The sequence below is a fragment of the Peribacillus sp. TH14 genome, from assembly GCF_016651145.1.
GTDB classification, from domain to species: Bacteria; Bacillota; Bacilli; order Bacillales; family DSM-1321; genus Peribacillus; species Peribacillus butanolivorans.
In genome coordinates this window covers 842,623-865,465 of the sequence record NZ_JAEKEK010000001.1, presented here as the reverse complement: position 1 = coordinate 865,465, position 22,843 = coordinate 842,623, and the positions used below count along the sequence as shown (strand labels likewise).

24 protein-coding genes are annotated in these 22,843 nt (G+C 37.5%); 12 read left to right on the top strand and 12 right to left on the bottom strand.

What is annotated here, in order from left to right:
* The first annotated feature begins 221 nt into the window (after positions 1 to 221).
* The gene (locus JFU50_RS04350; protein WP_201221847.1) at positions 222 to 1,085 is read left to right on the top strand and encodes a tetratricopeptide repeat protein; all 864 of its coding nucleotides are present in this window, start codon (positions 222 to 224) and stop codon (positions 1,083 to 1,085) included.
* Between the two features lie 397 nt (positions 1,086 to 1,482).
* Here JFU50_RS04350 and JFU50_RS04345 read toward each other — a convergent pair whose 3' ends face one another.
* From JFU50_RS04345 to JFU50_RS04335, 3 genes are all read right to left on the bottom strand, one after another.
* On the bottom strand, positions 1,483 to 1,980 hold the full coding sequence (locus tag JFU50_RS04345; protein ID WP_201221846.1) for a DinB family protein: 498 nt from the start codon (positions 1,978 to 1,980) through the stop codon (positions 1,483 to 1,485).
* A gap of 197 nt (positions 1,981 to 2,177) precedes the next feature.
* Positions 2,178 to 2,723: a dihydrofolate reductase family protein gene (locus tag JFU50_RS04340; RefSeq protein WP_201221844.1), complete on the bottom strand. Its 546-nt coding sequence runs from the start codon at positions 2,721 to 2,723 to the stop codon at positions 2,178 to 2,180.
* Positions 2,724 to 2,993: 270 nt separating this feature from the next.
* On the bottom strand, positions 2,994 to 4,205 hold the full coding sequence (locus JFU50_RS04335) for an MFS transporter (protein ID WP_201221842.1): 1,212 nt from the start codon (positions 4,203 to 4,205) through the stop codon (positions 2,994 to 2,996).
* Between the two features lie 269 nt (positions 4,206 to 4,474).
* On the opposite strand from JFU50_RS04335, the gene JFU50_RS04330 reads away from it, so the two are divergent.
* Positions 4,475 to 5,779, top strand: a complete 1,305-nt coding sequence (locus JFU50_RS04330) for a CitMHS family transporter (protein WP_201221840.1) — start codon at positions 4,475 to 4,477, stop codon at positions 5,777 to 5,779.
* A 169-nt stretch (positions 5,780 to 5,948) separates the two neighbouring features.
* Positions 5,949 to 6,581 carry a superoxide dismutase family protein gene (locus tag JFU50_RS04325; protein ID WP_201221838.1) on the top strand — a complete coding sequence of 211 codons (633 nt, stop codon included), beginning with the start codon at positions 5,949 to 5,951 and terminating at the stop codon, positions 6,579 to 6,581.
* A 40-nt stretch (positions 6,582 to 6,621) separates the two neighbouring features.
* On the opposite strand, the gene JFU50_RS04320 is transcribed toward JFU50_RS04325, so the two are convergent.
* The 3 genes from JFU50_RS04320 to trhO form a co-directional block, all read right to left on the bottom strand.
* Positions 6,622 to 6,900, bottom strand: a complete 279-nt coding sequence (locus JFU50_RS04320; RefSeq protein ID WP_201221836.1) for a hypothetical protein — start codon at positions 6,898 to 6,900, stop codon at positions 6,622 to 6,624.
* 178 nt (positions 6,901 to 7,078) lie between these two features.
* Entirely contained in the window at positions 7,079 to 7,243 is a 165-nt protein-coding gene (locus tag JFU50_RS04315) for a hypothetical protein (protein ID WP_201221834.1), read from the bottom strand.
* A 439-nt stretch (positions 7,244 to 7,682) separates the two neighbouring features.
* Positions 7,683 to 8,648 (bottom strand): oxygen-dependent tRNA uridine(34) hydroxylase TrhO, encoded by a 966-nt coding sequence (gene trhO, locus JFU50_RS04310; RefSeq protein ID WP_201221832.1) that lies wholly within the window; start codon positions 8,646 to 8,648, stop codon positions 7,683 to 7,685.
* Positions 8,649 to 8,789: 141 nt separating this feature from the next.
* Between trhO and JFU50_RS04305 the strand changes: the two genes are divergently transcribed.
* The 3 genes from JFU50_RS04305 (at position 8,790) to JFU50_RS04295 (ending at position 10,584) form a co-directional block, all read left to right on the top strand.
* Positions 8,790 to 9,815 carry a nitronate monooxygenase gene (locus JFU50_RS04305; protein WP_201221830.1) on the top strand — a complete coding sequence of 342 codons (1,026 nt, stop codon included), beginning with the start codon at positions 8,790 to 8,792 and terminating at the stop codon, positions 9,813 to 9,815.
* The gene (locus JFU50_RS04300) at positions 9,815 to 10,267 is read left to right on the top strand and encodes a GNAT family N-acetyltransferase (RefSeq protein WP_053344817.1); all 453 of its coding nucleotides are present in this window, start codon (positions 9,815 to 9,817) and stop codon (positions 10,265 to 10,267) included. Before JFU50_RS04305 ends, JFU50_RS04300 begins: the two co-directional genes overlap by 1 nt.
* A 164-nt stretch (positions 10,268 to 10,431) precedes the next feature.
* Positions 10,432 to 10,584 carry a hypothetical protein gene (locus JFU50_RS04295; protein ID WP_162258201.1) on the top strand — a complete coding sequence of 51 codons (153 nt, stop codon included), beginning with the start codon at positions 10,432 to 10,434 and terminating at the stop codon, positions 10,582 to 10,584.
* Between the two features lie 51 nt (positions 10,585 to 10,635).
* Here JFU50_RS04295 and JFU50_RS04290 read toward each other — a convergent pair whose 3' ends face one another.
* Complete coding sequence (locus JFU50_RS04290) at positions 10,636 to 11,214, bottom strand: GNAT family N-acetyltransferase (RefSeq protein WP_201221828.1); 579 nt, start codon at positions 11,212 to 11,214, stop codon at positions 10,636 to 10,638.
* A gap of 105 nt (positions 11,215 to 11,319) precedes the next feature.
* On the opposite strand from JFU50_RS04290, the gene pdxR reads away from it, so the two are divergent.
* Positions 11,320 to 12,711: a MocR-like pyridoxine biosynthesis transcription factor PdxR gene (gene pdxR, locus JFU50_RS04285; protein WP_201221826.1), complete on the top strand. Its 1,392-nt coding sequence runs from the start codon at positions 11,320 to 11,322 to the stop codon at positions 12,709 to 12,711.
* Between the two features lie 76 nt (positions 12,712 to 12,787).
* On the opposite strand, the gene JFU50_RS04280 is transcribed toward pdxR, so the two are convergent.
* Both JFU50_RS04280 and JFU50_RS04275 read right to left on the bottom strand, forming a co-directional pair.
* Positions 12,788 to 13,207 (bottom strand): MarR family winged helix-turn-helix transcriptional regulator, encoded by a 420-nt coding sequence (locus JFU50_RS04280; RefSeq protein ID WP_201182153.1) that lies wholly within the window; start codon positions 13,205 to 13,207, stop codon positions 12,788 to 12,790.
* 441 nt (positions 13,208 to 13,648) lie between these two features.
* Positions 13,649 to 13,852, bottom strand: coding sequence for a hypothetical protein (locus JFU50_RS04275; RefSeq protein ID WP_053344821.1), 204 nt, complete (start codon positions 13,850 to 13,852; stop codon positions 13,649 to 13,651).
* 129 nt (positions 13,853 to 13,981) lie between these two features.
* Here JFU50_RS04275 and ytvI point away from each other — a divergent pair, with 129 nt between their 5' ends.
* On the top strand, positions 13,982 to 15,025 hold the full coding sequence (gene ytvI, locus JFU50_RS04270) for a sporulation integral membrane protein YtvI (protein WP_309558681.1): 1,044 nt from the start codon (positions 13,982 to 13,984) through the stop codon (positions 15,023 to 15,025).
* Between the two features lie 363 nt (positions 15,026 to 15,388).
* Here the strand turns inward: ytvI and JFU50_RS04265 are convergent, their stop codons facing one another.
* The gene (locus tag JFU50_RS04265; RefSeq protein WP_201182151.1) at positions 15,389 to 16,741 is read right to left on the bottom strand and encodes a hemolysin family protein; all 1,353 of its coding nucleotides are present in this window, start codon (positions 16,739 to 16,741) and stop codon (positions 15,389 to 15,391) included.
* A gap of 618 nt (positions 16,742 to 17,359) precedes the next feature.
* Between JFU50_RS04265 and JFU50_RS04260 the strand changes: the two genes are divergently transcribed.
* From JFU50_RS04260 to JFU50_RS04245, 4 genes are all read left to right on the top strand, one after another.
* The gene (locus JFU50_RS04260) at positions 17,360 to 17,932 is read left to right on the top strand and encodes a YitT family protein (RefSeq protein ID WP_207196268.1); all 573 of its coding nucleotides are present in this window, start codon (positions 17,360 to 17,362) and stop codon (positions 17,930 to 17,932) included.
* A 92-nt stretch (positions 17,933 to 18,024) separates the two neighbouring features.
* Positions 18,025 to 18,738, top strand: coding sequence for a FixH family protein (locus JFU50_RS04255; protein WP_201221824.1), 714 nt, complete (start codon positions 18,025 to 18,027; stop codon positions 18,736 to 18,738).
* A 113-nt stretch (positions 18,739 to 18,851) separates the two neighbouring features.
* On the top strand, positions 18,852 to 19,016 hold the full coding sequence (locus JFU50_RS04250) for an Lmo0850 family protein (RefSeq protein ID WP_157443799.1): 165 nt from the start codon (positions 18,852 to 18,854) through the stop codon (positions 19,014 to 19,016).
* Positions 19,017 to 19,189: 173 nt separating this feature from the next.
* Positions 19,190 to 19,819: a DedA family protein gene (locus JFU50_RS04245; protein WP_053347977.1), complete on the top strand. Its 630-nt coding sequence runs from the start codon at positions 19,190 to 19,192 to the stop codon at positions 19,817 to 19,819.
* 55 nt (positions 19,820 to 19,874) lie between these two features.
* Here the strand turns inward: JFU50_RS04245 and JFU50_RS04240 are convergent, their stop codons facing one another.
* Together JFU50_RS04240 and JFU50_RS04235 are read right to left on the bottom strand one after the other, a co-directional pair.
* Positions 19,875 to 21,206 carry a hemolysin family protein gene (locus JFU50_RS04240; RefSeq protein WP_201182147.1) on the bottom strand — a complete coding sequence of 444 codons (1,332 nt, stop codon included), beginning with the start codon at positions 21,204 to 21,206 and terminating at the stop codon, positions 19,875 to 19,877.
* A gap of 284 nt (positions 21,207 to 21,490) precedes the next feature.
* Positions 21,491 to 22,600, bottom strand: a complete 1,110-nt coding sequence (locus JFU50_RS04235) for a histidine kinase N-terminal domain-containing protein (protein ID WP_201221822.1) — start codon at positions 22,598 to 22,600, stop codon at positions 21,491 to 21,493.
* Positions 22,601 to 22,843: the final 243 nt, after the last annotated feature.

Sequence of the window (22,843 nt, the reverse complement as noted above, 5' to 3'; positions counted from 1 at the left end):
AAACCTCATATGAAGGAAAGATTGTATTTTGTATCCCATGATCAAGCATTCATAAATAATGCAAGCAGATTTACAGTATGATATTTATGATAAAAAATTGCATCAAATGTAATATAAATTTGTTTTCAAAAGCAAAAACGGATGGTATGGTAATTGTGGTAATAATAACCATATCACATTATCCTAATCAGAAATAAATTATACTATTTGGAGAGTGAATTATGTTAGACTTCGATGCGCTGTGGGATTACAATCAACCTGAAGAAACCGAGCAGAAATTTATCAGTTTGCTAATGCAAGCAGAGGGCTCCGGAAACATTGGATACTTAGCTGAACTTTTGACTCAAATTGCACGTTCTCAGGGATTGCAGGCAAAATGCAGAATAGCGCATGAGACGCTGGATCGCGCAGAGAGATTATTGAAAGAGGATTTAGTTGTGGCGCGAATTAGATATTTTCTGGAACGAGGCAGAGTTTTTAATTCCTCATCTCGATCAATGGACGCTATTCCGCTATTTCTCAATGCATGGGAATTAGGAATCCAGTCCAGTGAGGATTATTACGCTGTTGATGCAGCGCATATGTTGGGAATTGCTGAATCGACTCCGGAGAAACGTATGGAATGGAATTTGAAGGCGCTAGACTATGCCGAAAAGAGTCCTAAAGCCAGCCGTTGGTTAGGTTCGTTATATAATAATATCGGTTGGGCACAAGTTGAGAATGGAAAACTTGAGGAAGCACTTGAATTGTTCAAGCGAGCGTTGGAATTCCGCAAGTTGCAAGGCACCCCAAATTCGGTGTTTATTGCAAAATGGAGCGTAGCAAAGGTACTGCGGTTAATGGGACAAGTTGACGAGTCTTTTGCAATACAGATGGAATTACTTGCTGAAACCGAACAAAACAGCGAACCCGATGGATATGTTTATGAGGAGGTCGCGGAGTGTCTTCTTTTGCTTAAAAGAAGCGAGGAAGCACGACAATACTTTTCTTTTTGCTATGACCGCTTAATACTCGATAACTTTCTTGCAACAAAGGATCCGGAGCGCATCGAACGCATTAAGGAATTAGCAGGACGATCAGTCTAGAGGAGAAATGTTAAATACGTTAAAACTACTACACAATTTGGAACGATATTTATATAGGGATTTATATTTTTCTTGAAAATTAATAGAGAAGTATATCCTAGTTTGTTAATCCAATAACCGTACCAGACGATTTGAAATTGTGTAGATAAAGCAATTATATCTTTTATAGAGATTGGCAATAATATTCTGATTGAATAAAGAAAAGCACTGGATTCTTCAAAAATCCAGTGCTTTTTTCTATGAACGTATCAAATATTTGATGCAGTTATAACCGAATTGCAAATGATGAATTCGGTTTACTTTTAGGTATTGAGGAGACCAATCGGTTAAAGCTTTGCTCATTTTCAATACTTCTTATAGAACTAACATACTACCCATAAGTTAAGTAAGAAAGGAGTTAATTAACTCCATTTTTAGAATCCCATACCCCTTGTGCTTTTCTTATTTCCACGATTTGTCCGATATGATATGCATTATGAATATTTATATTAGCAATAACTGACGACCAAGGTGCATCAGATTCCTTATATGCAGCACTATGAAATTTTTCTTCATCGCAGTCTTTAATAGCATCAGCCCAATCAGACATTACTCTAAGTAACTGCAATACTACGGATTGCCATTCTTCATTTGTTTCATTCGGATTCGTATTATCAAACGTAGCGTTATTGTTGACTTCTTCTTGGGAAAGTGGAAGACCTTTGAATCGGTTCAGATACCGTTCATTCCAAAAAATTAAATGGTTAACTATCTGCCAGATGGAATTGCTGTCCCCTGATTTCCAAGAAGCTTGTTCTGCTGAGAGTCCATCTATTGCGATGTTAAGAGGTACAAACCAGTTCTTTTGTTCATAACAAGCACCCATTTGTTCTAATAATACAGCTTTTAGATTCATTCTAAAGCCCCCTTGAAGTAAATGGTTATTATTAATTATTTTAATAAATAGCCCTAAAATTCCTTAATTTCGTTATACTGGTCCGTTACTTCAACAAGCTTACCTGGATAGTTCCATAAGAAAAACAGTCGCCGAAGCAACCTCCATTATTGAGGTAAAGCACCCGTTAGCTAAATTTCTCAGAAATTCAATATTTTCTAAGAATAAATAATATTATAAGTTGGTTTTACTACTCCGTTCGTATATTGTTTCATATCAACTAATTCCAAGGTCAAACGAGGTTTAACACTGCCGAATAGAGGAATACCTTCACCAATCATTACTGGATTGACCTTTAACACTAATTGATCAATGAGTTTATGCTTGATTAACGTACCACCTAGTTGGCCACCCCCGCATAGCCACAACTTACCGGATTCAGTAATTTTGAGATTATGTATATAATCTACTGCGTTGCTTTTTATTAGTTCCACTTCATTGTTGGATTCAAACTGTATGGTGTTTGAGAAAATATAATGCTTCAATCCCTTATAAGCACTAGGTTCGCCTGGCTTAAGACCAAATTGAAAGCCGTATTCGTACGTTTTTCCGCCCATTAAGACCGCATCATATTGCTGTATATCGGATATGAAATCTGTAACGTGCTCTCCTTCGGATAAAAAGATTGAATCGTCAGCTACCCCATTTAAATCTGCAATAAAGTTGTCAAGTGTAGTTGCAACATGATAAATCAATTTTGCCATTGAGACATCCCTCCATGAAAACAAACTTCCTTATTAATTCTATAAAATAGTTTAATTTCCTTTAATTGTTATTATGCTAATCTGGTACGGTTAGTTTAATAAGAAAAAATCCTTCATTATCAAAACATGCTCTAAAAATATTCAATTGAATTATTCATATTATATGAAGACACGTTTTAATCATTTATCTATCATTTAAAAGGTGTTTTCTGCTAGTAGAATAAAACAGCCTGCTCCAAATTGGAAGCAGGCTGTTTTGCGGAAATGTGATTAATGTGATCTGGCTAACTCTGGATTGCGGTGCATCGCGGCATAAAGGACAAGTCCGGCGATGAGAAGCAAGGTGCTGGTCGTGATGAAAACAGCTGAGAATCCATAGAAGCCAGCGACCATTCCGCCCATAGCAGGTCCGATGATATTGCCTAAAAAGCGTAGACTCGTATTGTAACCAAGTACTTCCCCCTGCATTGAAACGGGCGCTTCTTGGCGAATGTAGGCAATTCTTACAGGGATGATGCCACCTATGGCCATGCCTAGTATGAAACGTACAAAAACAAGCTGCCAAAAATGATTAATAAAGGCACCAGGCAAGTAGACAAGTGCAGTCAGAAAAAGGAGCAGCACAAGAATCTTCACATGTCCATGCCGATCACCTATCTTGCCCCAGTGCCGTGCCATCAATAAATTCCCAAGGCCTGCTGCAGAAAAGGCGATACCTGAATAAAATCCAAGATTGGAAGTTCCATGCAATTCGCCAACGTATAAAGAAAGAATAGGCTGGATGCTAAAGTGGGCAACTTGAACAAGTGTCGAAATGAGCATGACATTCACTAGGATGGGATTCCGTAAGATATGCGAGAGAACCTCCCTGCTTGTATAGCTCGTCTTTGTTCCTTTTTGTCGTTCCACTTGGTATTCTCTGGTCGCAAAAACGAGAAGTCCAGATATGAAAATCGTAATAGAGGTGAATTTAAAGGCTGTTGAATAGCCGAGAGTGTCAGCAAGTATGCCGCCAATCAATGGCCCGAAGAGTGAGCCAGTTATATTCCCTGTTTGCAATGTTCCTAAAACGCGTCCGGCTATTTCCTTCGGTGTCTGGGTAGAAATGAAGGCCTGCGACATAGAAATGAAGCCAGTGAATATTCCCATGAACATTCTTAAGAGGAATAACTGCCATACATTTTGAACAAAGCCCATTAAGAAAATAGACAACCCCATTCCAAAAGCACAGGCAATCAAGATTTTCTTTCTCCCGTACCTGTCTCCAATCCGCCCCCAAATAGGTGAAAATAAAAAGGCAGTCACAAAAGTAATTCCAAATGTCCATCCGGACCAATGCTGGATATATTGAGTAGAATAATTGCCGAATGTACCAATGTATAAAGATATGAATGGAAGAACCATTGTCATGCTTCCACCAATGAAGAAGTTGGCGAACCACATAATGAATAAATTCCGTTTAGCTAATTTATGATCATTCATTTACAAGCAACACTTCTTTCCTCCGAAATAAACTTCGGGTTCCTAAATAATAGTATACAGAATTATACTAATTTATTAAACGAATTTGATTTTGAATGAGTTTTTGGGATACATGGTTGTACGAGTTTGAAAAACTTGTTTTTTAATGAATGCACCAATGATATAATGAGAAAATATTGATTTTTCAGAAAAATAAGAAAAATGAAAGGAGTCTGTAGATTGCATTAAAAAGAAGTACGTTTACTTTTCAAATTAAAGGAGATTTTCACATGTTATCAATTCTAGGGTTTTGCATGATTTTAACGTTTCTTGTCTTAGTCATCACAAAGCGTCTATCCGTAGTTGTCGCTTTCATCTTCACTGCTATAGCTTTTGGCTTGATTGGTGGGTTTGCTTCCGAAATGGGAGAAATGATGGTGGCAGGTATTTTAAAGGTAACACCAACAGCAGTCATGATTGTTTTTGCTATTTTATATTTTGGTTTGATGATTGACGTTGGTTTATTTGAACCTATGATCGCAAAAATACTGAGTTTTGTAAAAGGCGACCCGCTAAAAATTGTCATGGCTACTGCCATTATAACGATGTTAGTAGGTTTAGATGGAGACGGTTCTTCCACATTTATGATCACCGTTTCAGCAATGCTACCGCTTTATATGAAGTTAGGGATGAACAGGCTTGTATTGGCCAGTGTCGTTGGTTTAGCTGCAGGTGTCATGAATATTATTCCTTGGGGAGGTCCGTTAGTAAGAGCGGCCGCCAGTCTTCAAGTGGAAGTATCAGATTTATTCATCCCACTTATACCTGTTATGATTTGCGGTCTGTTATGGACACTGTTTGCGGCTTATATACTTGGCAAAAGGGAGAGAGAGAGATTAGGTGTTAGTCCGATGGAGACTGCTATGCCTCCTGGAATGAGCGAGCAAGCTGCGGCTGTTGAAGCTTCTTATGGAACATCCAAGTTATTTTGGTTTAATTGGTTCTTAACAATTTTACTTATGGTGTTGTTGGTGATGGAAGTGCTGCCAATCCAAATCTTATTTGCTGCTGCTTTTGCGATAGCTTTATTTGTTAACTTTCCAAATCCACAAGAACAGCAGGAAAGAATTCTAAGTCATGCCAATAGTTTTGTCATGATTTGTACATTAATTTTCGCGGCCGGAATTTTTACGGGTGTATTCACGGAAACAAAAATGATGGATTCGATGGCAGCTTCTATCGTAACGGTTATTCCAGATTGGCTTGGTGCACATTTACCTTTAGTGGTAGCACTTACGAGCATTCCGATGGGCTTCATTTTTTCACCTGATGCCTACTACTTTGGAATTCTTCCTATTATAAGTGAAACAGCATCGAACTTTGGAATTACTCCTGTAGAAATAGGCAGGGCAGCTTTGTTAGGTCATTCAACAATAGGATTTCCCTTATCCCCATTGGTACCTGCGACATTCATTTTGATTGGCCTTGTCGGTGTGGATTTTGGAGACCATCAAAAATTTCTTTTTAAATGGGCGTTTGGGACAACAATCGTCATGACGATAGCAGCCATTACTTTCGGCGTTATCTCATTGTAAAATGTGAGTCTATTAAGCTACAATAAAAAATCTTTGACTGTGAAATTAGTAAGGTGTTTCCTCTCACTAGTGTAATCTATTTACCTATTTATCCTAATCTCTGTTTATTCTTCCATAATAGTGGAAAGTATGTAAGAAGAATATACATAAAAGAGAGAGGGAATGTAGGATGAATTATAAACAAAAACTGATGCTGCCTATGTGTGCTGCCCTTTTACTGTATGGATGTAATTCAGAGGATAATTCAAATGGTGCCGACAAAAATGCTGAAGATGCAAAAACAGTGAGTCAAGATTCGCCAACGGAGGTAGATCCGCAGGTAAAGGCAGAAGTCAAAGATGTAGAGGGGAAAACATTAGGTACTGTCAACTTTTCCGCTGATGAGAATTCTGTAGTGATTGAGACTGCTTTGGAAGGCTTAGAGCCAGGCTATCATGGGTTCCATGTTCACGAAAACGCAGCATGTGACGCGGATGCAAAGGAAGGCCCTTTTACTACAGCAGGAGGCCACTTCAATCCAACTGAAGAAACACACTCCAGTCATGCAGGGGATATGCCCCCTCTTTATGTAAAAGCAGATGGGACTGCAAAATATACGGCAACATTAGATAGCATAACGGTAGACCAACTCAAGAAAGAAGAGTTGGCTGTCATCGTTCATGCAAACCCGGACAATTTTGCTAATATCCCTGACCGATATGGAGCTAATGGAGAAAAGGGACCAGATGAAGATACCTTGAAAACAGGTGATGCAGGTGACAGACAAGCTTGTGGAATTGTTGTAAGTGAAGAGGGGAAATAAGTAATTAGTATGAGCGATTCTTCTAAGGAGGAATCGCTTTTTACATGAAGATAAAACTAAGAGAGATGATAATTAGTAAGAATAGATGCACCCAGACAAAAGATTTAATGATAAGCACAGCCCAAAGGTTCCTTCGCAAGCCAAAGTATAGAGTGGTACAGAAAAGTAATAGACTGATACTTCCACGAAGAATCGGGTAACTTGAATTATTATCCACCAAAAATAGAAAGACATTGACTAACGCTGTTATGATAAATAAAAAGATGTAGGCCTTAAATATCCTTTCTTTTCGTTGAAATTCATGTTGAAATTGGTACATTGGGTTATCCTCCATTTTAATCCTTTTGTTAAAATATAACATACACGTAGTTTACGTTTCCCACTGGATTCTACAAGTCTTCCTGAAACAAGAATCATCCATTAAATCCAAATATGAGTCATCAAGGGAATGAATTCTATCAAATTCTATTGCAAGGTGATTCAATATGAAGTAAATTTTAAGAATATTCAAAATGTAAAATAGCTCGAAAAGATATATTATCTAGCTTTTCTCTATAAAACTCATTATTTTGAGAAACAAATACGAGCATTTGGTTGAATTTTTGAAGTTGAGTATCAGACAAGTTAGTATGTAATCCGGGTTGCTGTTGACTTGCTACCATGAAAAATTCCTCCTTTTTGGTTTTCACTATATTTACAGGGTTAACATTAATTGGTTATAAAATTATGATAATTCTTTCTATAGTTCTAGGATAGTCCTTGATTCCTCTAGATTGAAAAGTCCTAAACAATATTAAAAGTTTATGAAAAGAAGAAAATTGTACTATAACAAAAAAGTCTTTTTTGCTCTTCTTGATTTAAATTATTATTTTTGATTTTTAAAAAGGTTTTTTCTATTTAGATATAGAAGTAAGATTAGATATAGAAGTACAAGAAGTGATTGCATTTTCGGATAGTTAGTTTAGAAGTTTATTGAATGCCAAAGCAGTAGGGGGAATTTCAAGATGTAGATTTACATCTTGAAAAAAATTTCTGAAGATTAAATAGGAGGATAAAAAAACCCGAATAGGGACAATCATCCACTGATTCGGGTCTGCTTGATTATTCAGCCGTAACGGCTTCTTCAATTTGCTGTAGTCTTTCTGCTACTTCTTCTTTAGATAAGTTATGCTCAACTATATAGCGGTTACGCGGATGCACCCGGCATTCGTGAGTACAGCTGCGCATATGTTTGTGTTCGTTTTCTTCACTGCAAAGGATTTTTTTGTTGCACTCAGGGTTAGCGCAATTGACATAGCGTTCACATGGTTCGCCAGAGAAAATATCGCGACCGACAATGACATGTTCTTTTTGATTGATCGGAACAGCAATTCTTTCATCGAATACATACATTTGACCATCCCAAAGGTCGCCTTGAACTTCCGGGTCTTTCCCGTAGGTTGCGATGCCGCCGTGAAGCTGACTAACATCCTCAAAGCCTTCTTTGACAAGCCAGCCGGAGAATTTCTCGCAGCGGATTCCACCTGTGCAATACGTAAGGATTTTTTTACCTTCAAACATCTGCTTGTTTTCTCGCACCCAATCCGGAAGGTCACGGAAATTTGTGATATCTGGCTTGACTGCGCCTCTGAAATGACCTATTTCATATTCGTAGTCATTTCTGGCATCAAGGACGACTGTATTTTCATCTTGCATTTGCTCGAAAAATTCCTTCGGGCTCAAGTAGTTGCCTGTTGTCTGATTAGGATTGATGTCATCTTCCAATCGAAGCGTGACAAGTTCGTTTTTAGGACGAACATGCATTTTTTTGAAGGCATGGCCATCTGCTTCATCTATTTTAAACACGATATCAGCAAAGCGGGAATCGCTTCTCATCATGTCCATATATTGGTTTGTTTGTTCAATCGTACCTGAAACAGTTCCGTTGATTCCTTCTGATGCCACTAGGATTCGGCCTTTTAATTCAAGCTCTTTACAGGCCGCAAGATGCTCGGCTGCGAATTCCTCGTGGTTCTCGATTGGTACATATAAATAGTATAGTAAAACTCTATAGGGCTTTGTTTCCATTTTTGATTTACCACCTATGTTTTATATTTGCAAGATATAAAGGGTGATCATTAAGACACTTTTCTCTTACAGACAATCATTATACCAAGAAAACGTAAAAATGATAAGAGCATGAAGAAAAATGAAAAGGAGTTGTATCGAATGTTCAAAGATTTAGTGGGATATCCTATCATTCAAGCACCGATGGCAGGAGGCGCTTCCACTCCAAAGCTTGCGGCTGCGGTATCTAATGCAGGGGGATTAGGCTTTCTCGCGGCTGGCTATAAGACGGCGGAAGCCATGAAAAAAGAAATAGAGGAGACCCGCCAATTGACGGATCACCCATTTGGGGTGAATGTCTTTGTGCCAAATCAAGAGGTTGTTGACGAAGAGATACTATCTGCCTATCGTGAAAAAATAGAAAAAGAGGCGGAGAGTGTAGGGGTTTTGATTGGGGAAGGAATCAGCGATGATGATGATTGGGTAAATAAATTAGCCGTATTAAAAGAGTTGCGTGCTGCTGTTGTTAGTTTTACGTTTGGATGCCCTAAGACAGATGTAATTAGGGAGCTCCAAAGCGTAGGCTCCATTATTGTCGTAACAGTAACCAACCTTCATGAAGCAAAAACGGCTGCTGGGGCAGGTGCCGATGTTCTATGTGTACAAGGTATTGAAGCAGGGGGGCATCGAGCTAGTTTTGAAAACCGGATAGAAGAAGATTATGGTCTTTTAGTGTTAATACGAATGATTAAAAATGAACTGGAATTACCGATTATTGCGGCAGGCGGGCTGATGCACGGAATGGATATCGCTGCCGTCCTTGCAGCAGGGGCAACATCGGCACAGTTGGGTACTGCTTTTCTTCGCTGTCCCGAGAGTGGTGCAAGTCCCGTTCATAAGGCAGCTCTTAATGATGCGCGTTTTACTCAAACGGCGGTTACTCGAGCCTTCAGCGGACGCCGGGCACGCGGTTTGGTGAATCATTTTTTAACTGAGTATGATAATGATGCACCGGCGGCCTATCCTTATGTTCATCATATGACCAAGCAAATGCGAAAAGCAGCAGGACAAAAAAACAATCCTGAATTGATGGCTTTATGGGCAGGACAGGGATATAAACTGAGTAGGGAACTTCCAGCATCTGAATTGGTATCACTGCTTGTTGAGGAACTAAAAGGAGAGCACTAATGGAGATAAGAAAATTATATCCAGATGAGTTACCTCCCATGCACTTGTTGCTATTAGCCGACCCTTCAAGGGATTTGGTCGATGCATACTTGGAAAAAGGGATGTGCTTTGTAGCTGAAATAGATGAGCAGATAATCGGAGTGTATGTTTTGTTAGAAATAAGACCTGAACTAATAGAGATAGTCAACATCGCAGTGGTAGAACAACTTCACGGAAGAGGGATTGGAAAACAATTAGTCATGCATGCTGTTCACTATGCTAAGTCACAAGGTTACAAAACTATTGAGATTGGTACTGGGAATTCAGGGATAGGGCAGCTTGCCCTTTATCAAAAATGTGGTTTTAGAATCACTGGGGTCGATCGTGATTTTTTTATTATGAACTATCCAGAGGCTATTTATGAAAATGGAATTCAATGCCTGGATATGATTCGTTTATCACAAAGTATTTGAAGGAACCCGGAGACTTTCTAACGATCATCAAATTGGACTGAAAAACTTTACAGACAACAGTGCGGGTTGACGCAGGGATTCAGATGGTTGGAAAACTAGTCGGAATGATTGGCTGGCCTCCATTTCATCGGGTGAAAGACTGCACTTGCTTAGGGGGAAGGAACGTGTTCTTTGGAGATATGATTTATCTTCTTTTTGCTTTACTAATGCCGCTTTTATTTGCGATTGTCGTGTTCATATTCATTCGATCAACTAAAAAGCAAAAGGATTCGTTAACGAAAATCGAGGGAAATCATAAAGAGTCATCTGAAAAATAGTAGCAGGATAAAAAGAGTGTCCATAACAAAAGGCACTCTTTTTATCTATTCTCATCTTTCCAAAAATGCTTCCAACTTTTGCTTCACAATAGGCCATTCGTGCTTGAGAATGCTGTAAATCATGGTATTTCTCACCCGTCCATCTTTCAGTTTTTTCTCCATACGTAATAAGCCTTCTTCAACTGCGCCAAGCCTAATTATGGCCGCTCGTGAATTTATGTTCAATTCGTCAGTCCTAAATTCAACTCGATTCATTCGCAACTTTTCAAAGGCATGCTGTAAAAGGAGGTACTTACATTCTGTGTTAACGGCTGTCCGCCATTTGGTGGGGTGATACCAAGTTGAACCGATTTCTAGCGTCTGATTGTCAAATTGAATATTTCTTAGGCTAGTGCTGCCGATAATCGAATCATTAGCGTGATCGATAACAACAAATGGATAATGCAGTCCTTTTTCCCTTGTTCGAATCCCTTCCTTTACATAGGACACAGCCTCTTCATATGACAAAATCTTTGTGGCGCTCCATTCCCAAATTTCAGATGGCAGGGAAGCAGCATAAAGCGGTTCGATATGATTTTCCATCATTGGGGTGAGGGTCACATGTTTCCCGATTAGCTCAATGTAATCCATATTTTTCCTCCTATTGGTTGATATCTCAATTATAAAAATATTCTGGTCCTGTAATAAGAACCAAAACTGATATAATTTATAGAACCAGTTTTAAGGGAGGTCCAGATGTTTGAAATCACTCTAACTCTAGAAAAAACAAAAAAAGAGCCGTTATATCTTCAGTTGTATGAATATATTAAAGTGGAAATTCAGAATGGACAAATAAATGCTGGAATTAAATTACCTTCTAAACGAAAGCTTGCCGTTCATTTAGGAATAGGCTTGAATACAGTGGATGCAGCTTATCAGCAGTTAATAGCAGAAGGATATGTGGAAAGTCGTTTAAGGAAAGGTTATTACGTAGCTGATTTAGAACGGATACTACCTATAATGGAACAGTTGCCTGTTTCACAGGGAATGATATACCCTCAACGTGAAACGAGCAAGATAGATTTTAACCATGGACGGGTGGACATAGACTCTTTCCCGCATTCCGTGTGGAAAAAATGTTTAAATAATACGTTGTATCATCAGGAAAGAGAATTGTTTATAAGTGGTGATTCTCAAGGGGAAGTTGGTCTCCGAACTGAGATTGCTGCCTATCTTTTTCAATCAAGAGGAGTTCGCTGTGTTCCTGATCAAATCATAATCGGTGCAGGTACACAGTATTTAATCCATCTACTACGGTTACTTCTTGGAAATGAGCGGATCTTTGGGGTGGAAGACCCTTGCTTTCATCGGGTTAGGGAGGTATTGAGGTTGGAGGGAGCCCATATGACATTCATTCCGTTAGATGAAAGTGGAATGAGTGTTGACACTTTGAAAGAGAGTGCTGCGAATGTTGCCTATGTCACACCTTCCCATCAATTTCCTTTCGGCATGATCATGCCGATAACTAGAAGGGTGGAATTATTGAATTGGGCGGAGAAAAACAACGGCTATATTATTGAAGATGATTATGACGGGGAATTCCGTCATGCAGGCAAACCAATTCCTTCCTTACAAGGATTGGACATAAATGGAAGGGTTATCTACTTAGGTACGTTTTCAAAATCGTTGATTCCAACGATTAGAGTGGGCTATATGGTGTTACCAAAGGAGTTAGCTATTATTTATCATGAAAAGTTAAAAGGTTACAAACAGAGCGTTTCTAGAATGATTCAAGAAACGCTCTGTCTTTTTATGAAAAATGGACATTGGGAACGCCATCTGAATAAAATGCGTACGATTTATCGTAAAAAAAATAAGGTGTTACTGAATGCAATTGAAGAGAATTTTAATGATCGTGTAACTGTAATTGGTGAAAAGTCAGGGTTACACGTTCTGTTAAAAGTGAAAAACAGCAGCACTGAGTCAGAGCTCATTCAAACGGCTGCTAGTGTCGGGGTGAAAGTCCATCCAACTTCGGTTTATCATTCAAAGAAGGTAAAAGAGCCGACTATTTTAATTGGGTATGGTGGTTTAACCGAAAGGGAAATCGAAGAAGGAATCCGACTTTTAAAAAAGGCATGGCTTTAGCTCGTTGCTTACTCAAAAGAGGTCAATGGAAAAGGCCATGACTATCACTTCTTTCACAATAATATAAGGCACCAATTCAGTTCCTTATATTATTGAGGATTTTAAGGACCGTCTGGAAAAATAAGTCCTGCTCTTCTTCAGTAATGCCATCCAGGGCTTTTCCTTCAATCTTTTCTGCAATCTTAAGGCATTTTGTATGTACTTCTTTGCCCTTGGGAGTCAGTTCGATTCGCTTTTCCTGTTCATCTTTTCCAGGGACCTGCTTAATCATATTATTCTGTTCCATGCTGTTGACCGAACGTGTGATGATAACACTATCTACATCCAAGTAATTGCAAATATCGGGGATGGTGGAATATCCACAGTTCTTTAAATAATTCAAGATTGTCCACTGATTATGATAAATTTCAAGGGTTGTAATTTGTTCATTCATTTTACTAACTAATGATCTGGATACTTGTAAATATTGATGAAATAATTGAGTAGGGTTCGTCATATGATTCTCCTTTATAATGGTTGACCAATCCATTATATTCTTTAATTCTTAAAAGTCTATTGTAAAGAATCATTCATTTCAGTCAATGTTTTTTTTTGGAAGCGAGGGGAGGGAAGAGAAGTATAATAGTAAAGCCTCCCTAAATCATTTTAAATCAATCAAGAAGCAAATAAAAACTGACAGACGAATCCTTATAAAGAATGGCTTTTTTTATTTTTCCATGTAAATGTATACCGTTATTTTTAGATTGAATTTAGATGGACAATATACTTATTATCAAGACAAAAATAAAATTCGGGTAATAAAAAATGAGAATTGTGAAATGAAATGAAAAAACATGATATCTACATCTTGCCGCCAGAAAAGATAGCTGCCAATTGGGGTGACTTACAACATGATTTCTTAAAGAAAAAACCAGCCTTAGATTGGCTGGTTTTTTCTTTAAAATCTTTCGCTGGTGGAACGTTGTTTAGTTTCCTTTTTATTTCGTTCTTCTTCTCGTTCATATTTAATTTCATCAATTGGTAAATCTTCAATGGGCATGACAACTTGGTCACGCTCTAGCTGCTTTTCTTGATTCTCTTTGAATGCCTTAGATTTATTGTTACGCTCTTCAAGAAACTTTTCTTTATCTTTGTTATCCAATGTCAATCCCTCCTTTTCTTTGTTTCTCTTTTTCCCCTTATTGAGAAAATAAAACGTATAAGCGAAATATATGGGATATTGTCTCATAAATATAAGGAGAAACAAGAAAGTGCTAGGAGGGTTTATTTAGTGAATGTTGCTTTGTTTTTTCGCTGGTTTTGGAGGGGTGTTCTCTTATTAGTTATACTATTTTTAATTCCCTACTCATGGGCATTAATTTTGGCGTTACTAACAGCTATTCTTTTGGATGGATTAGTTCGCCTAATTAGTAAAACATTAAAACTACATCGCCTTTGGGCCGTTTTAATTTCTTTTATTTTGTATGTAGGCGGGCTCATGAGCATCACATATTTTTTGCTTTCAGTTTTAATCAAGAGAGTCATTGTCTATTCGGAGAAATTTCCTGGTTTTATTCGTGAGATGTATCTGACGGCTATTCTGCCGGTTATTAGGCAATGGGAGCAATATTCTCAAACATTGCCGCCAAACCTCATTCAGTCGATTGAAAATACGATGGAAAAAGGGGTCAAAGCGCTTGAAGGGTTTACAAAGGATTTTGTTCAGGATATGGTCCAATTTGTTACACTTGTTCCTGGATTTTTCATTGATTTTTTGATTTATTTAATCGCTTTGTTTTTGATCAGCCTAGAATTACCAAAGCTAAGAAAAAAGGCTTTCCTTTATTTAAAGACGTCCACATATCAAAAAATATCACTAGTTTATCAAGATTTAAGTATGGCAGCAATAGGCTTCATTAAGGCTCAAATCTTGTTAAGTTTATTCACGTTTATCATGGCTTATACGGGACTATGGTTGTTAAATGTGAAATATACGATGTTATTGGCACTACTAATAGTTGTAGTGGACATTCTTCCTATACTGGGGACAGGATCTGTACTTGTTCCTTGGGCCATTATTGTATGGGCACAAGGAAACCATCATCTTGGAATCGGCCTAATTATCTTATTCTTGGTCATAACTATCATAAGAAGAACGATTGAACCTAAGGTCTATTCAGCGAATATGGGATTAACTCCATTGGCCTCGTTAATCAGTCTTTATTTAGGGTTTAAGATGCTTGGTTTTATTGGGCTTTTCCTAGGGCCGGCAGTCCTTATCGTTTATAACACCTTAAAAAAATCAGGTGTTATCAAGCCTAACTTTAAAATTTGAAAGATTGTTAGAGGTTTTTTGCATGATTTCTTAAATTAGACATATCTTTTACCGCTTTTCCTTGTCCGTTACATTGATTGCAGTTCCGTGAAAAAAATTGTAGATAGCGGGTTTTCCCTTTCCCTTTGCAGTGCTGGCAAATGGTTATGAGTTTCATAAGTCCTCACTCCTTCATAAAATATAGCTTCTCTAACAGTATGAAACAATAAAGGTTGAACTATACTTAATGTTGTCAATCAAAATAATAAGCTGGGTTTTCTTATATAATATGTGAGATATTTGTTTGATGTACCTAAATCTAGAGGATAAAGTGTTGAGGGATTAAAATACCCCCCGCTCATTTAGAGCGGGGGGGGCATTTTATCATGAAACAATTTCAGTTTGCGATATTATCGGAAATTCTTTTACTTCGCCCACGACTTTTGCTGGTTTATATATTTCAATATAGCAGATATGGTGGTCTTCCATTTCTTTTATTTTAAAGTGATAGGGACCATAAGTCAGGATATCACCTTGTTTGGCTTCGTAATTCTCAGTAAGAATCCATCCGCCCATGGTATCAATATCTTCATCGTTGATATCCAGTCCCAGTAAATCATTCACTTCACTTACTAATACCTTTGCATCGATAATATAATGATCTTCTTTTAATTTGCGAACATCCGGTACTTCATCCAAATCGAATTCATCTCGAATATCACCAACAATTTCCTCAAGAATATCTTCAACGGTTACCAAACCTGATGTGCCGCCGTATTCATCCATGAGGATAGCCATGTGAATACGTTCTTTTTGCATCTTTAAAAGTAAATCATGAATCGGAATACTGTCAATGACACGGATAATAGGGCGAACATATCTATTTATCGTTGTCGATGCCTGATTACTTTTATCTATCATTTCAGTGAATAGTTCTTTGATATTCACCATTCCAATAACATGATCTTTATCTCCGTCGATGACAGGATAGCGAGTAAAGTTCTCTTCAGTCATTATGGTGAAAAATTGTTGAATCGTATCATCTTTAGATATCGTAGCGATTTCTGTACGTGGAACCATGATTTCTTTTGCAATTCGATCATCGAATTCAAAAATTTTATTCACATATTTAAACTCTGATTGGTTAATTTCGCCACTTTTGTAGCTTTCGGAAACAATGATACGAAGCTCTTCCTCTGTATGAGCCAAATCATGTTCAGAAACTGCTTTTAATCCGAGCATTTTTGTTAGCGTCCTTGCAGAGCCATTTAGTACCCAGATGAAAGGATACATGACTTTATTGAATGCAATTAAAGGTTTAGCAACAAATAAAGTTACCTGCTCTGCTTTTTGAATCGCCAATGTTTTCGGTGCCAGTTCTCCAATAACTACATGTATGAAGGTAATAAAAGAAAAGGCAATCGCAACTGAGAGTGCATGTGAAGCTGATTCAGGAAGGTTTAATTGATTTAAAAGTGGCCGCAAAATGTGTTCAACTGTCGGTTCTCCAAGTACCCCAAGCCCTAAAGCAGTTATAGTAATTCCGAGCTGGCATGTTGATAAATATTCATCGAGGTTGGATGTGACCTGCCTTGCAGAAACAGCATTTGGCTTGCCTTCTTCAATTAGTTGATCGATCCTCGTGCTTCTCACTTTAACAATTGCAAACTCCGTAGCTACAAAAAATGCTGTTAAAGCAATTAAAATGGCAATAAGAACCAAGTTTATTATGTCCAAATAGTCTCCCTTAACTCGCCTCTGAGACGAATAAGGAGTCCACCTCCTACATTTTTAAAATATACAAGTATATTTTTTTTGCTTGCTAAATACTGTCGGGAGTCACTTAACGAGTCGCAAGTTTTAAGAAAAGCTATATGTGTATCAGCTCGAATTCCCGTTTTTAAATGATGAAGAGAATACTAGTGTATGTGATTAGCGATGCGCAGACGGGAAAAAGAAGAATTTCTGCTTGAAGAAGTGCACAAGCTTTTCAAAAGTATGCCCTTGTTCGTCAGGCAAAGCGACGTCCGTCCGTCAAAACGAACATTCTTTAATATCCCATCCAATCACCTCAGTTTAATAAATTTAAATACTTTCATTATAGAAAGAGTTAGTCATTCAGTCAAACAGCTTACGACTCCTTAAATCCGGTATATTCCTTGTAAAGGATCACTTTGATCTACTAATTAGCGATTTTTGACTATTTCCTCTGCTTTATCGCATTTATGATAGAATATTCAGAAAACAAAAGGGCTGTTCTCACAAAAATTGGTTAGTTTCATTATTTTTTAGATTGTATAAACATATTCTATAGAAACTGGACAGGTTTATGCATTTTAAAAGGAGGTGGGGGTCATGAAGATCATAGAAAAAATGACAGCGATTATTGCTGGAAGCATGCTAGTAGGGGTGGGAATCAATTTTTTTCTGATACCTTATCATTTATTAGATGGTGGCATGATAGGAATTGGGCTGATTTTTCATTATTATATAGGGCTTCCAACAGGGCTGGGTGTGATTTTGAGTAGTATTCCATTATATATATATGCATGGTATTTTGAAAAAAAACTATTTGTTAACAGCTTGCATGGCTTACTTTTTTCCTCCTTATGTATCGATATTTTTTCCGAGGCAGTCATTGAATGGAATCTTCCTGTTTATGTTAGTGCAATAATTGGAGGAGGATTGATTGGGCTTGGGATTGGACTCATGCTTCGGTATGGAACATCAACAGGTGGAACGGATATGTTGGCTCAAATCCTTTCAAGAAAGAGCGGGCTAAATGTTGGATTGTTAATTTTCTTTATTGATGGATGTGTTCTTCTTTTCGGACTAAGTGTGGTCGACATTTCTATCTTTATTTATTCATTTTTAACGATTATTGCTGTAGCTCTGCTGACTTCAGTGACCGTAATGCGGACTGCATGATGAAAAATTGTATAAAAATCTGAAATTAGGGAAGGATGGGCAATATGAAAAGGACAGATTTTGGGTCTAATAAATAGTAAAGGAACGTTATAATGAAAAAACTCTATGTGTGTACTGCGTTGTTATTTATGTTAGCCGGCTGTCAAGAGTCTGAAATGCCCGAGGATAAAGAAGTGAATACTGTTATTCCAGAATCAATGGAAGCATCAATCGTCATTAAAGGGAAATTGGTTCCTGGCAAAGAAGTAATCCTTGAAACAACAGTAAAACAAGGAAGTAATTTGGTAAATGAAGCTGGTGAGGTTCTGTTTGAAGTAAGAAAGTCGGGACAGGACAAACGGGAAATGCTGGAGGCGAAGAATACAGGAAGTGGTACATATCAAGTGATGCATACGTTTAATGAACAAGGGAAATTTTATGTGGTTGCCCATGTAACAGCCAAAGGGCTGCATGTGATGCCGGAAAAAGAAGTTGTCGTTACGGATCATGAAAGTGAAGGCGCATCTGCTCATCCAAGTACGGATGTTTCAATTGATTTTCAAAGTAACCCTGTGAAGGCAGGAAGCAGTTCGAACTTTGAAACAACTGTAGAATTGAATGGAAAGCCTTTGACAAATGCAGATGTGAATTTTGAGGTGTGGAAAGAAGGTAGCGAAGAAAGCCATTTCACCAAAGCTAAAGAAGAGGAAAAAGGGAATTACCAAAATAAAGTATCTTTTGTTGAACCCGGCACCTATAAAGTTCAGGTTCATGTTGAAAAAGACGAAGTACACGAACATCGATTGCAAACAATTCAAGTTAATTGACAAGTGTTAACATGACACTGTATGGTTTTTCAATTCAATTCTTTAAATAGGTTTTATATATTCGTTATTTGGGAAGTTAAAGGATAAAGATACAGCAGAAAGGGAGAGTAAGTATGACTAACGAAATAATCAAGAAGTATAAAAATCTCGGGATTCATATTGAAAAAACGAAATCTCGTCAGGAGATTTTCACTAATGTTTATCAAAATGACTCATCCTTACTCACCACAGCTGTTTTTTCTCAATTTCAACAAAAACGGGATCTAAAAGAATATTAATGCAATGAGACCGGAGATAATTCCAACTGGTCTTTTTTTTGTGCTTTCGGGAATGAATTCCTTAATGAAGAAGAGAATACTCCATGCAAAAAATCGAATAGAACGTTATGTGCTGCAATAGGATAGAAGGACAAACATTTTGAAATTAGCCTTAAGGGGAGTCCGATTGCATGATGTCACAGCTTATTATGACGATATTAAATTGGTTTGCAGGAATGGGGTATATAGGTGTTTTATTAGGTTTGATGGTCGAAATCATCCCGAGTGAGCTCGTTCTCGGATACGGAGGCTATTTAGTTGGTCAGGGTAAAATGAACTTTTGGGGGGCTGTCCTTGCAGGTGTAGTAGGAGGGACGATAGCGCAATTATTTCTCTATTGGGCGGGTTATTTCGGAGGACGGCCATTTCTTTTAAAGTATGGGAAATATATTTTAATAAAAGAAAAACATATTGTAATGGCTGAAGAGTGGTTCCATCGTTATGGGGTTGGAGTGGTTTTTACGGCTCGTTTCATCCCGGTCGTCCGCCATGCTATTTCTATCCCTGCAGGAATTGCGAGAATGTCTGTTTGGAAGTTCATCTTTTATACGGTTGCTGCTGTAATACCTTGGACCATTTTATTTCTAACCTTAGGAAGGATTCTCGGGGAGAATTGGCAGCAGATTAGTGAGATTACTTCTCCCTATTTAATTCCTGTAGCTGGTTTTTCCTTTGTTCTTATCATTCTTTATATTATTTGGAAAAAAAAGAGTACACCTCCAATCGTAACGGTCAAGAAAATGGGCCGGTTTTCTGAAAAGTGATCACTATAAAAAACAGCCTCGTAAAATTTACTTTTACGAGGCTGTTTTTTATTCGTTATCCTTGAGGAAGGTCTTCTTCAAGAGGTAGCTGTTCGACCTTTTTTGTCACTTCAATATAACGAATGGCGTGATCTTCCATTTCAATCACCTTAAAGCAAAATCCGTCTTTTTCCATGATGTCGCCAACATTTACATCATAATTCTCCGTTAAAACCCATCCACCGATTGTATCAACATCATCTTCCTCTAAGTGAATGCCGAGTAAATCGTTCACTTCCTTTACAAGAAGTTTAGAGTCTAAAATATAGTGCCCATCCTTAATTTTTCGGATGGATGCGACTTCATCAATGTCGAATTCATCGCGAATTTCACCAACGATTTCCTCAAGGATATCTTCAACCGTGACAAGACCGGAAGTACCGCCGTATTCATCCATCAAGATAGCCATATGAATGCGTTCTTTTTGCATTTTCAGCAGTAAATCATGAATCGGAATATTTTCCATGACCCGAATAATTGGGCGAGTATAATTTTCAATTGCTTTTGAATGGATTTCTCGATTCTTAATAAGATCTGAAAAAACTTCCTTTAAGTTGACTAAGCCGATAACATGGTCTTTATCACCTTCGACAACAGGGTACCTGGTGTATTTTTCTAGTTTAGCCACATCGACGAATTCTTGTACCGTTTCATCTTTTGAGATGGTAAGAATCTCCGTCCTTGGGACCATGATTTCTTTGGCAACACGGTCATCGAAATCAAAAATGTTACTTACATATTTAAATTCTGATTGGTTAATCTCTCCACTTTTATAGCTATCAGAGAGGATGAAACGCAATTCTTCCTCTGTATGGGCAATTTCACTTTCAGAAGCAGGCTTGAAGCCAAGCAATCCGACAACAAAACGAGAAGAATGATTTAATACCCAGATGAAAGGAAAGGCAATCTTATGGAAAAGAATCAATGGTTTGGCGATAGCCAAAGTCACTTGCTCAGCCTTTTGGATGGCAACGGTCTTTGGAGCCAATTCACCCACAACGACATTCAAAAATGTTATCAGTGAAAAGGAAATGACAAAAGCTAGAATGCTTGTGACTTCGCCTGGGAAATTCAAGGCCCCGAATAAAGGTCCTATCAATTTAAGGATGGTGTCCTGTCCAAGCCACCCTAACCCTAGAGCAGTCACGGTAATTCCAAGCTGTGTGGCTGATAGGTATTCATCAAGATCAGATGTAACCTTTTTGGCCGCAATGGCTTTTCTGTTGCCTTCTTCTATCAATTGATCAATTCTTGAGCTTCGCACCCTGATAATTGAAAATTCTGAAGCCACAAAAAAAGCAGTTACAGCGATTAAGATAATTACTATTATAAAACCTAAAATGTCCAAATAGTGTGGGACTTAATTGAATCGTTTGTTATGTCGAACGATTTAATTTTCCCAGTCACCTCCCAAAACCAATAATGAATGAAATGTTGTTATCTTATCAAATGTTAGATGAAAAATAAATATCGTTTTGTCTAGTATGAAAATTTATGATGTTTTTTATTTTCAATCTATAGGGTCATTCACCTCGATTAGTAGTGGAACCTAACTATTAGTATAAGTAACTATACTCGAATCAGTCAAAATTTTTACACTAATGGATCCATGGATATAACGGATATTATACTTTATTTTGTTTTTATTTGTATTGAGAAAGTCGTTAAGAAATCTGTTGAATGGCATGTTAAGGTTCCTTGATGTTTTAAAACAATCTCTTTACAAACGAATAGTCCTAATCCTGTACCCCTTTTTTTAGTTGTAATAAACGGTTCGAAAATATTTGGTTGAACCTCTTCAGGTATCTTAGGGCCATTGTTTGAAATATTTAAGGATAAAATACCGGATGGTGATTCTGAACCGGAAATGTATATGGATGGTGAAGGCATTCCCGCAACCACATCAAGAGCATTTAAAATGATATTTAGTAAAACCTGACGAAATTCCTCTTTAGAACCAGAAATCACGGCATCATCAGCGATATTACAAGTTATGGAAGCATTTACTTCCAAAATGCTAGGATATAAAAATTCAATCACTTCATTTACTAGCTGGGCAATAGAAAATAGATCCGGTTGTGATTCAAAAGTTTCTTTCTTAGAGATATTAAGAAACTGAGTAATCCGATAATTGAGCTGATCTAATTCTTTTGAAATAATATCTAGGTATTTTATCTCAGGCTGTTCTGCTTGTAATAATTGAATAAATCCCATGATGGAAGTAAGTGGATTTCTGAATTCGTGAACAAAGCTTGAGGTCATTTGGCCTAGGAGTGTTAAACGGTCCTTATGGTTAGGGCTTATAAACTGATAACGTGCTTCAAGCTCCTTCGTTTTCAATTCGGTAAAATAGGATAATGCATATTGAATGAGTTTATCGAAGTAAGCGTTAATTTGATGAATTAGATCGGATACTTCTTCTTTAGTTGCCTCAGAATTTAGAACGTGATCAATGATGATGGATCTACCGATAGCCGCAGTGGCACAGAAAATTTCCATATTTAGCTGCTTCTTAACTCGATCAGATGCAATTTTTTCTCCTACGACCTTCAGTACATCTCCTATGTCAGTATCTGATTTTCCAATCTGATCAATTAGCAGGTTAAAAATATTTTCTACTTCTCCTTTAAAATACCCTATATATCCATCCGGTAAATGCAACAGCTCATCATTCCATTTGGAAATGATACTGCCTTTTTGAGAAGATAAAAAGTGAATGGTCATTTCTCGATTAGATACCATTTTGCCCTCCATACTGTAGGAAAATGAATTTTCTTTGAGCTTAAGATTTATGGTTTAGAATAAAATTACAAAATATCAAAATAATTACATTGTGCTTTTATGATAACAGATTACCGTTCTTTAAACATGCATCAATTGGATAAATATTCGGCAATTAAGTAGGAAATCCCTTTTTTTGACACAGTTTTATTACTGTGAGTAGTGGATTATAAAGATAAAAAAGGCATCCGTAAAATTAATGAC

What these genes read in the sequence shown, in the direction of transcription:
- JFU50_RS04350 (WP_201221847.1), top strand. Translation starts at nt 222, where the DNA reads ATGTTAGACTTCGATGCGCTGTGGGATTACAATCAACCTGAAGAAACC.
- JFU50_RS04345 (WP_201221846.1), bottom strand. Translation starts at nt 1,980, where the DNA reads ATGAATCTAAAAGCTGTATTATTAGAACAAATGGGTGCTTGTTATGAA.
- JFU50_RS04340 (WP_201221844.1), bottom strand. Translation starts at nt 2,723, where the DNA reads ATGGCAAAATTGATTTATCATGTTGCAACTACACTTGACAACTTTATT.
- JFU50_RS04335 (WP_201221842.1), bottom strand. Translation starts at nt 4,205, where the DNA reads ATGAATGATCATAAATTAGCTAAACGGAATTTATTCATTATGTGGTTC.
- JFU50_RS04330 (WP_201221840.1), top strand. Translation starts at nt 4,475, where the DNA reads ATGTTATCAATTCTAGGGTTTTGCATGATTTTAACGTTTCTTGTCTTA.
- JFU50_RS04325 (WP_201221838.1), top strand. Translation starts at nt 5,949, where the DNA reads ATGAATTATAAACAAAAACTGATGCTGCCTATGTGTGCTGCCCTTTTA.
- JFU50_RS04320 (WP_201221836.1), bottom strand. Translation starts at nt 6,900, where the DNA reads ATGTACCAATTTCAACATGAATTTCAACGAAAAGAAAGGATATTTAAG.
- JFU50_RS04315 (WP_201221834.1), bottom strand. Translation starts at nt 7,243, where the DNA reads ATGGTAGCAAGTCAACAGCAACCCGGATTACATACTAACTTGTCTGAT.
- trhO (WP_201221832.1), bottom strand. Translation starts at nt 8,648, where the DNA reads ATGGAAACAAAGCCCTATAGAGTTTTACTATACTATTTATATGTACCA.
- JFU50_RS04305 (WP_201221830.1), top strand. Translation starts at nt 8,790, where the DNA reads ATGTTCAAAGATTTAGTGGGATATCCTATCATTCAAGCACCGATGGCA.
- JFU50_RS04300 (WP_053344817.1), top strand. Translation starts at nt 9,815, where the DNA reads ATGGAGATAAGAAAATTATATCCAGATGAGTTACCTCCCATGCACTTG.
- JFU50_RS04290 (WP_201221828.1), bottom strand. Translation starts at nt 11,214, where the DNA reads ATGGATTACATTGAGCTAATCGGGAAACATGTGACCCTCACCCCAATG.
- pdxR (WP_201221826.1), top strand. Translation starts at nt 11,320, where the DNA reads ATGTTTGAAATCACTCTAACTCTAGAAAAAACAAAAAAAGAGCCGTTA.
- JFU50_RS04280 (WP_201182153.1), bottom strand. Translation starts at nt 13,207, where the DNA reads ATGACGAACCCTACTCAATTATTTCATCAATATTTACAAGTATCCAGA.
- JFU50_RS04260 (WP_207196268.1), top strand. Translation starts at nt 17,360, where the DNA reads ATGAAGATCATAGAAAAAATGACAGCGATTATTGCTGGAAGCATGCTA.
- JFU50_RS04255 (WP_201221824.1), top strand. Translation starts at nt 18,025, where the DNA reads ATGAAAAAACTCTATGTGTGTACTGCGTTGTTATTTATGTTAGCCGGC.
- JFU50_RS04250 (WP_157443799.1), top strand. Translation starts at nt 18,852, where the DNA reads ATGACTAACGAAATAATCAAGAAGTATAAAAATCTCGGGATTCATATT.
- JFU50_RS04245 (WP_053347977.1), top strand. Translation starts at nt 19,190, where the DNA reads ATGTCACAGCTTATTATGACGATATTAAATTGGTTTGCAGGAATGGGG.
- JFU50_RS04235 (WP_201221822.1), bottom strand. Translation starts at nt 22,600, where the DNA reads ATGGTATCTAATCGAGAAATGACCATTCACTTTTTATCTTCTCAAAAA.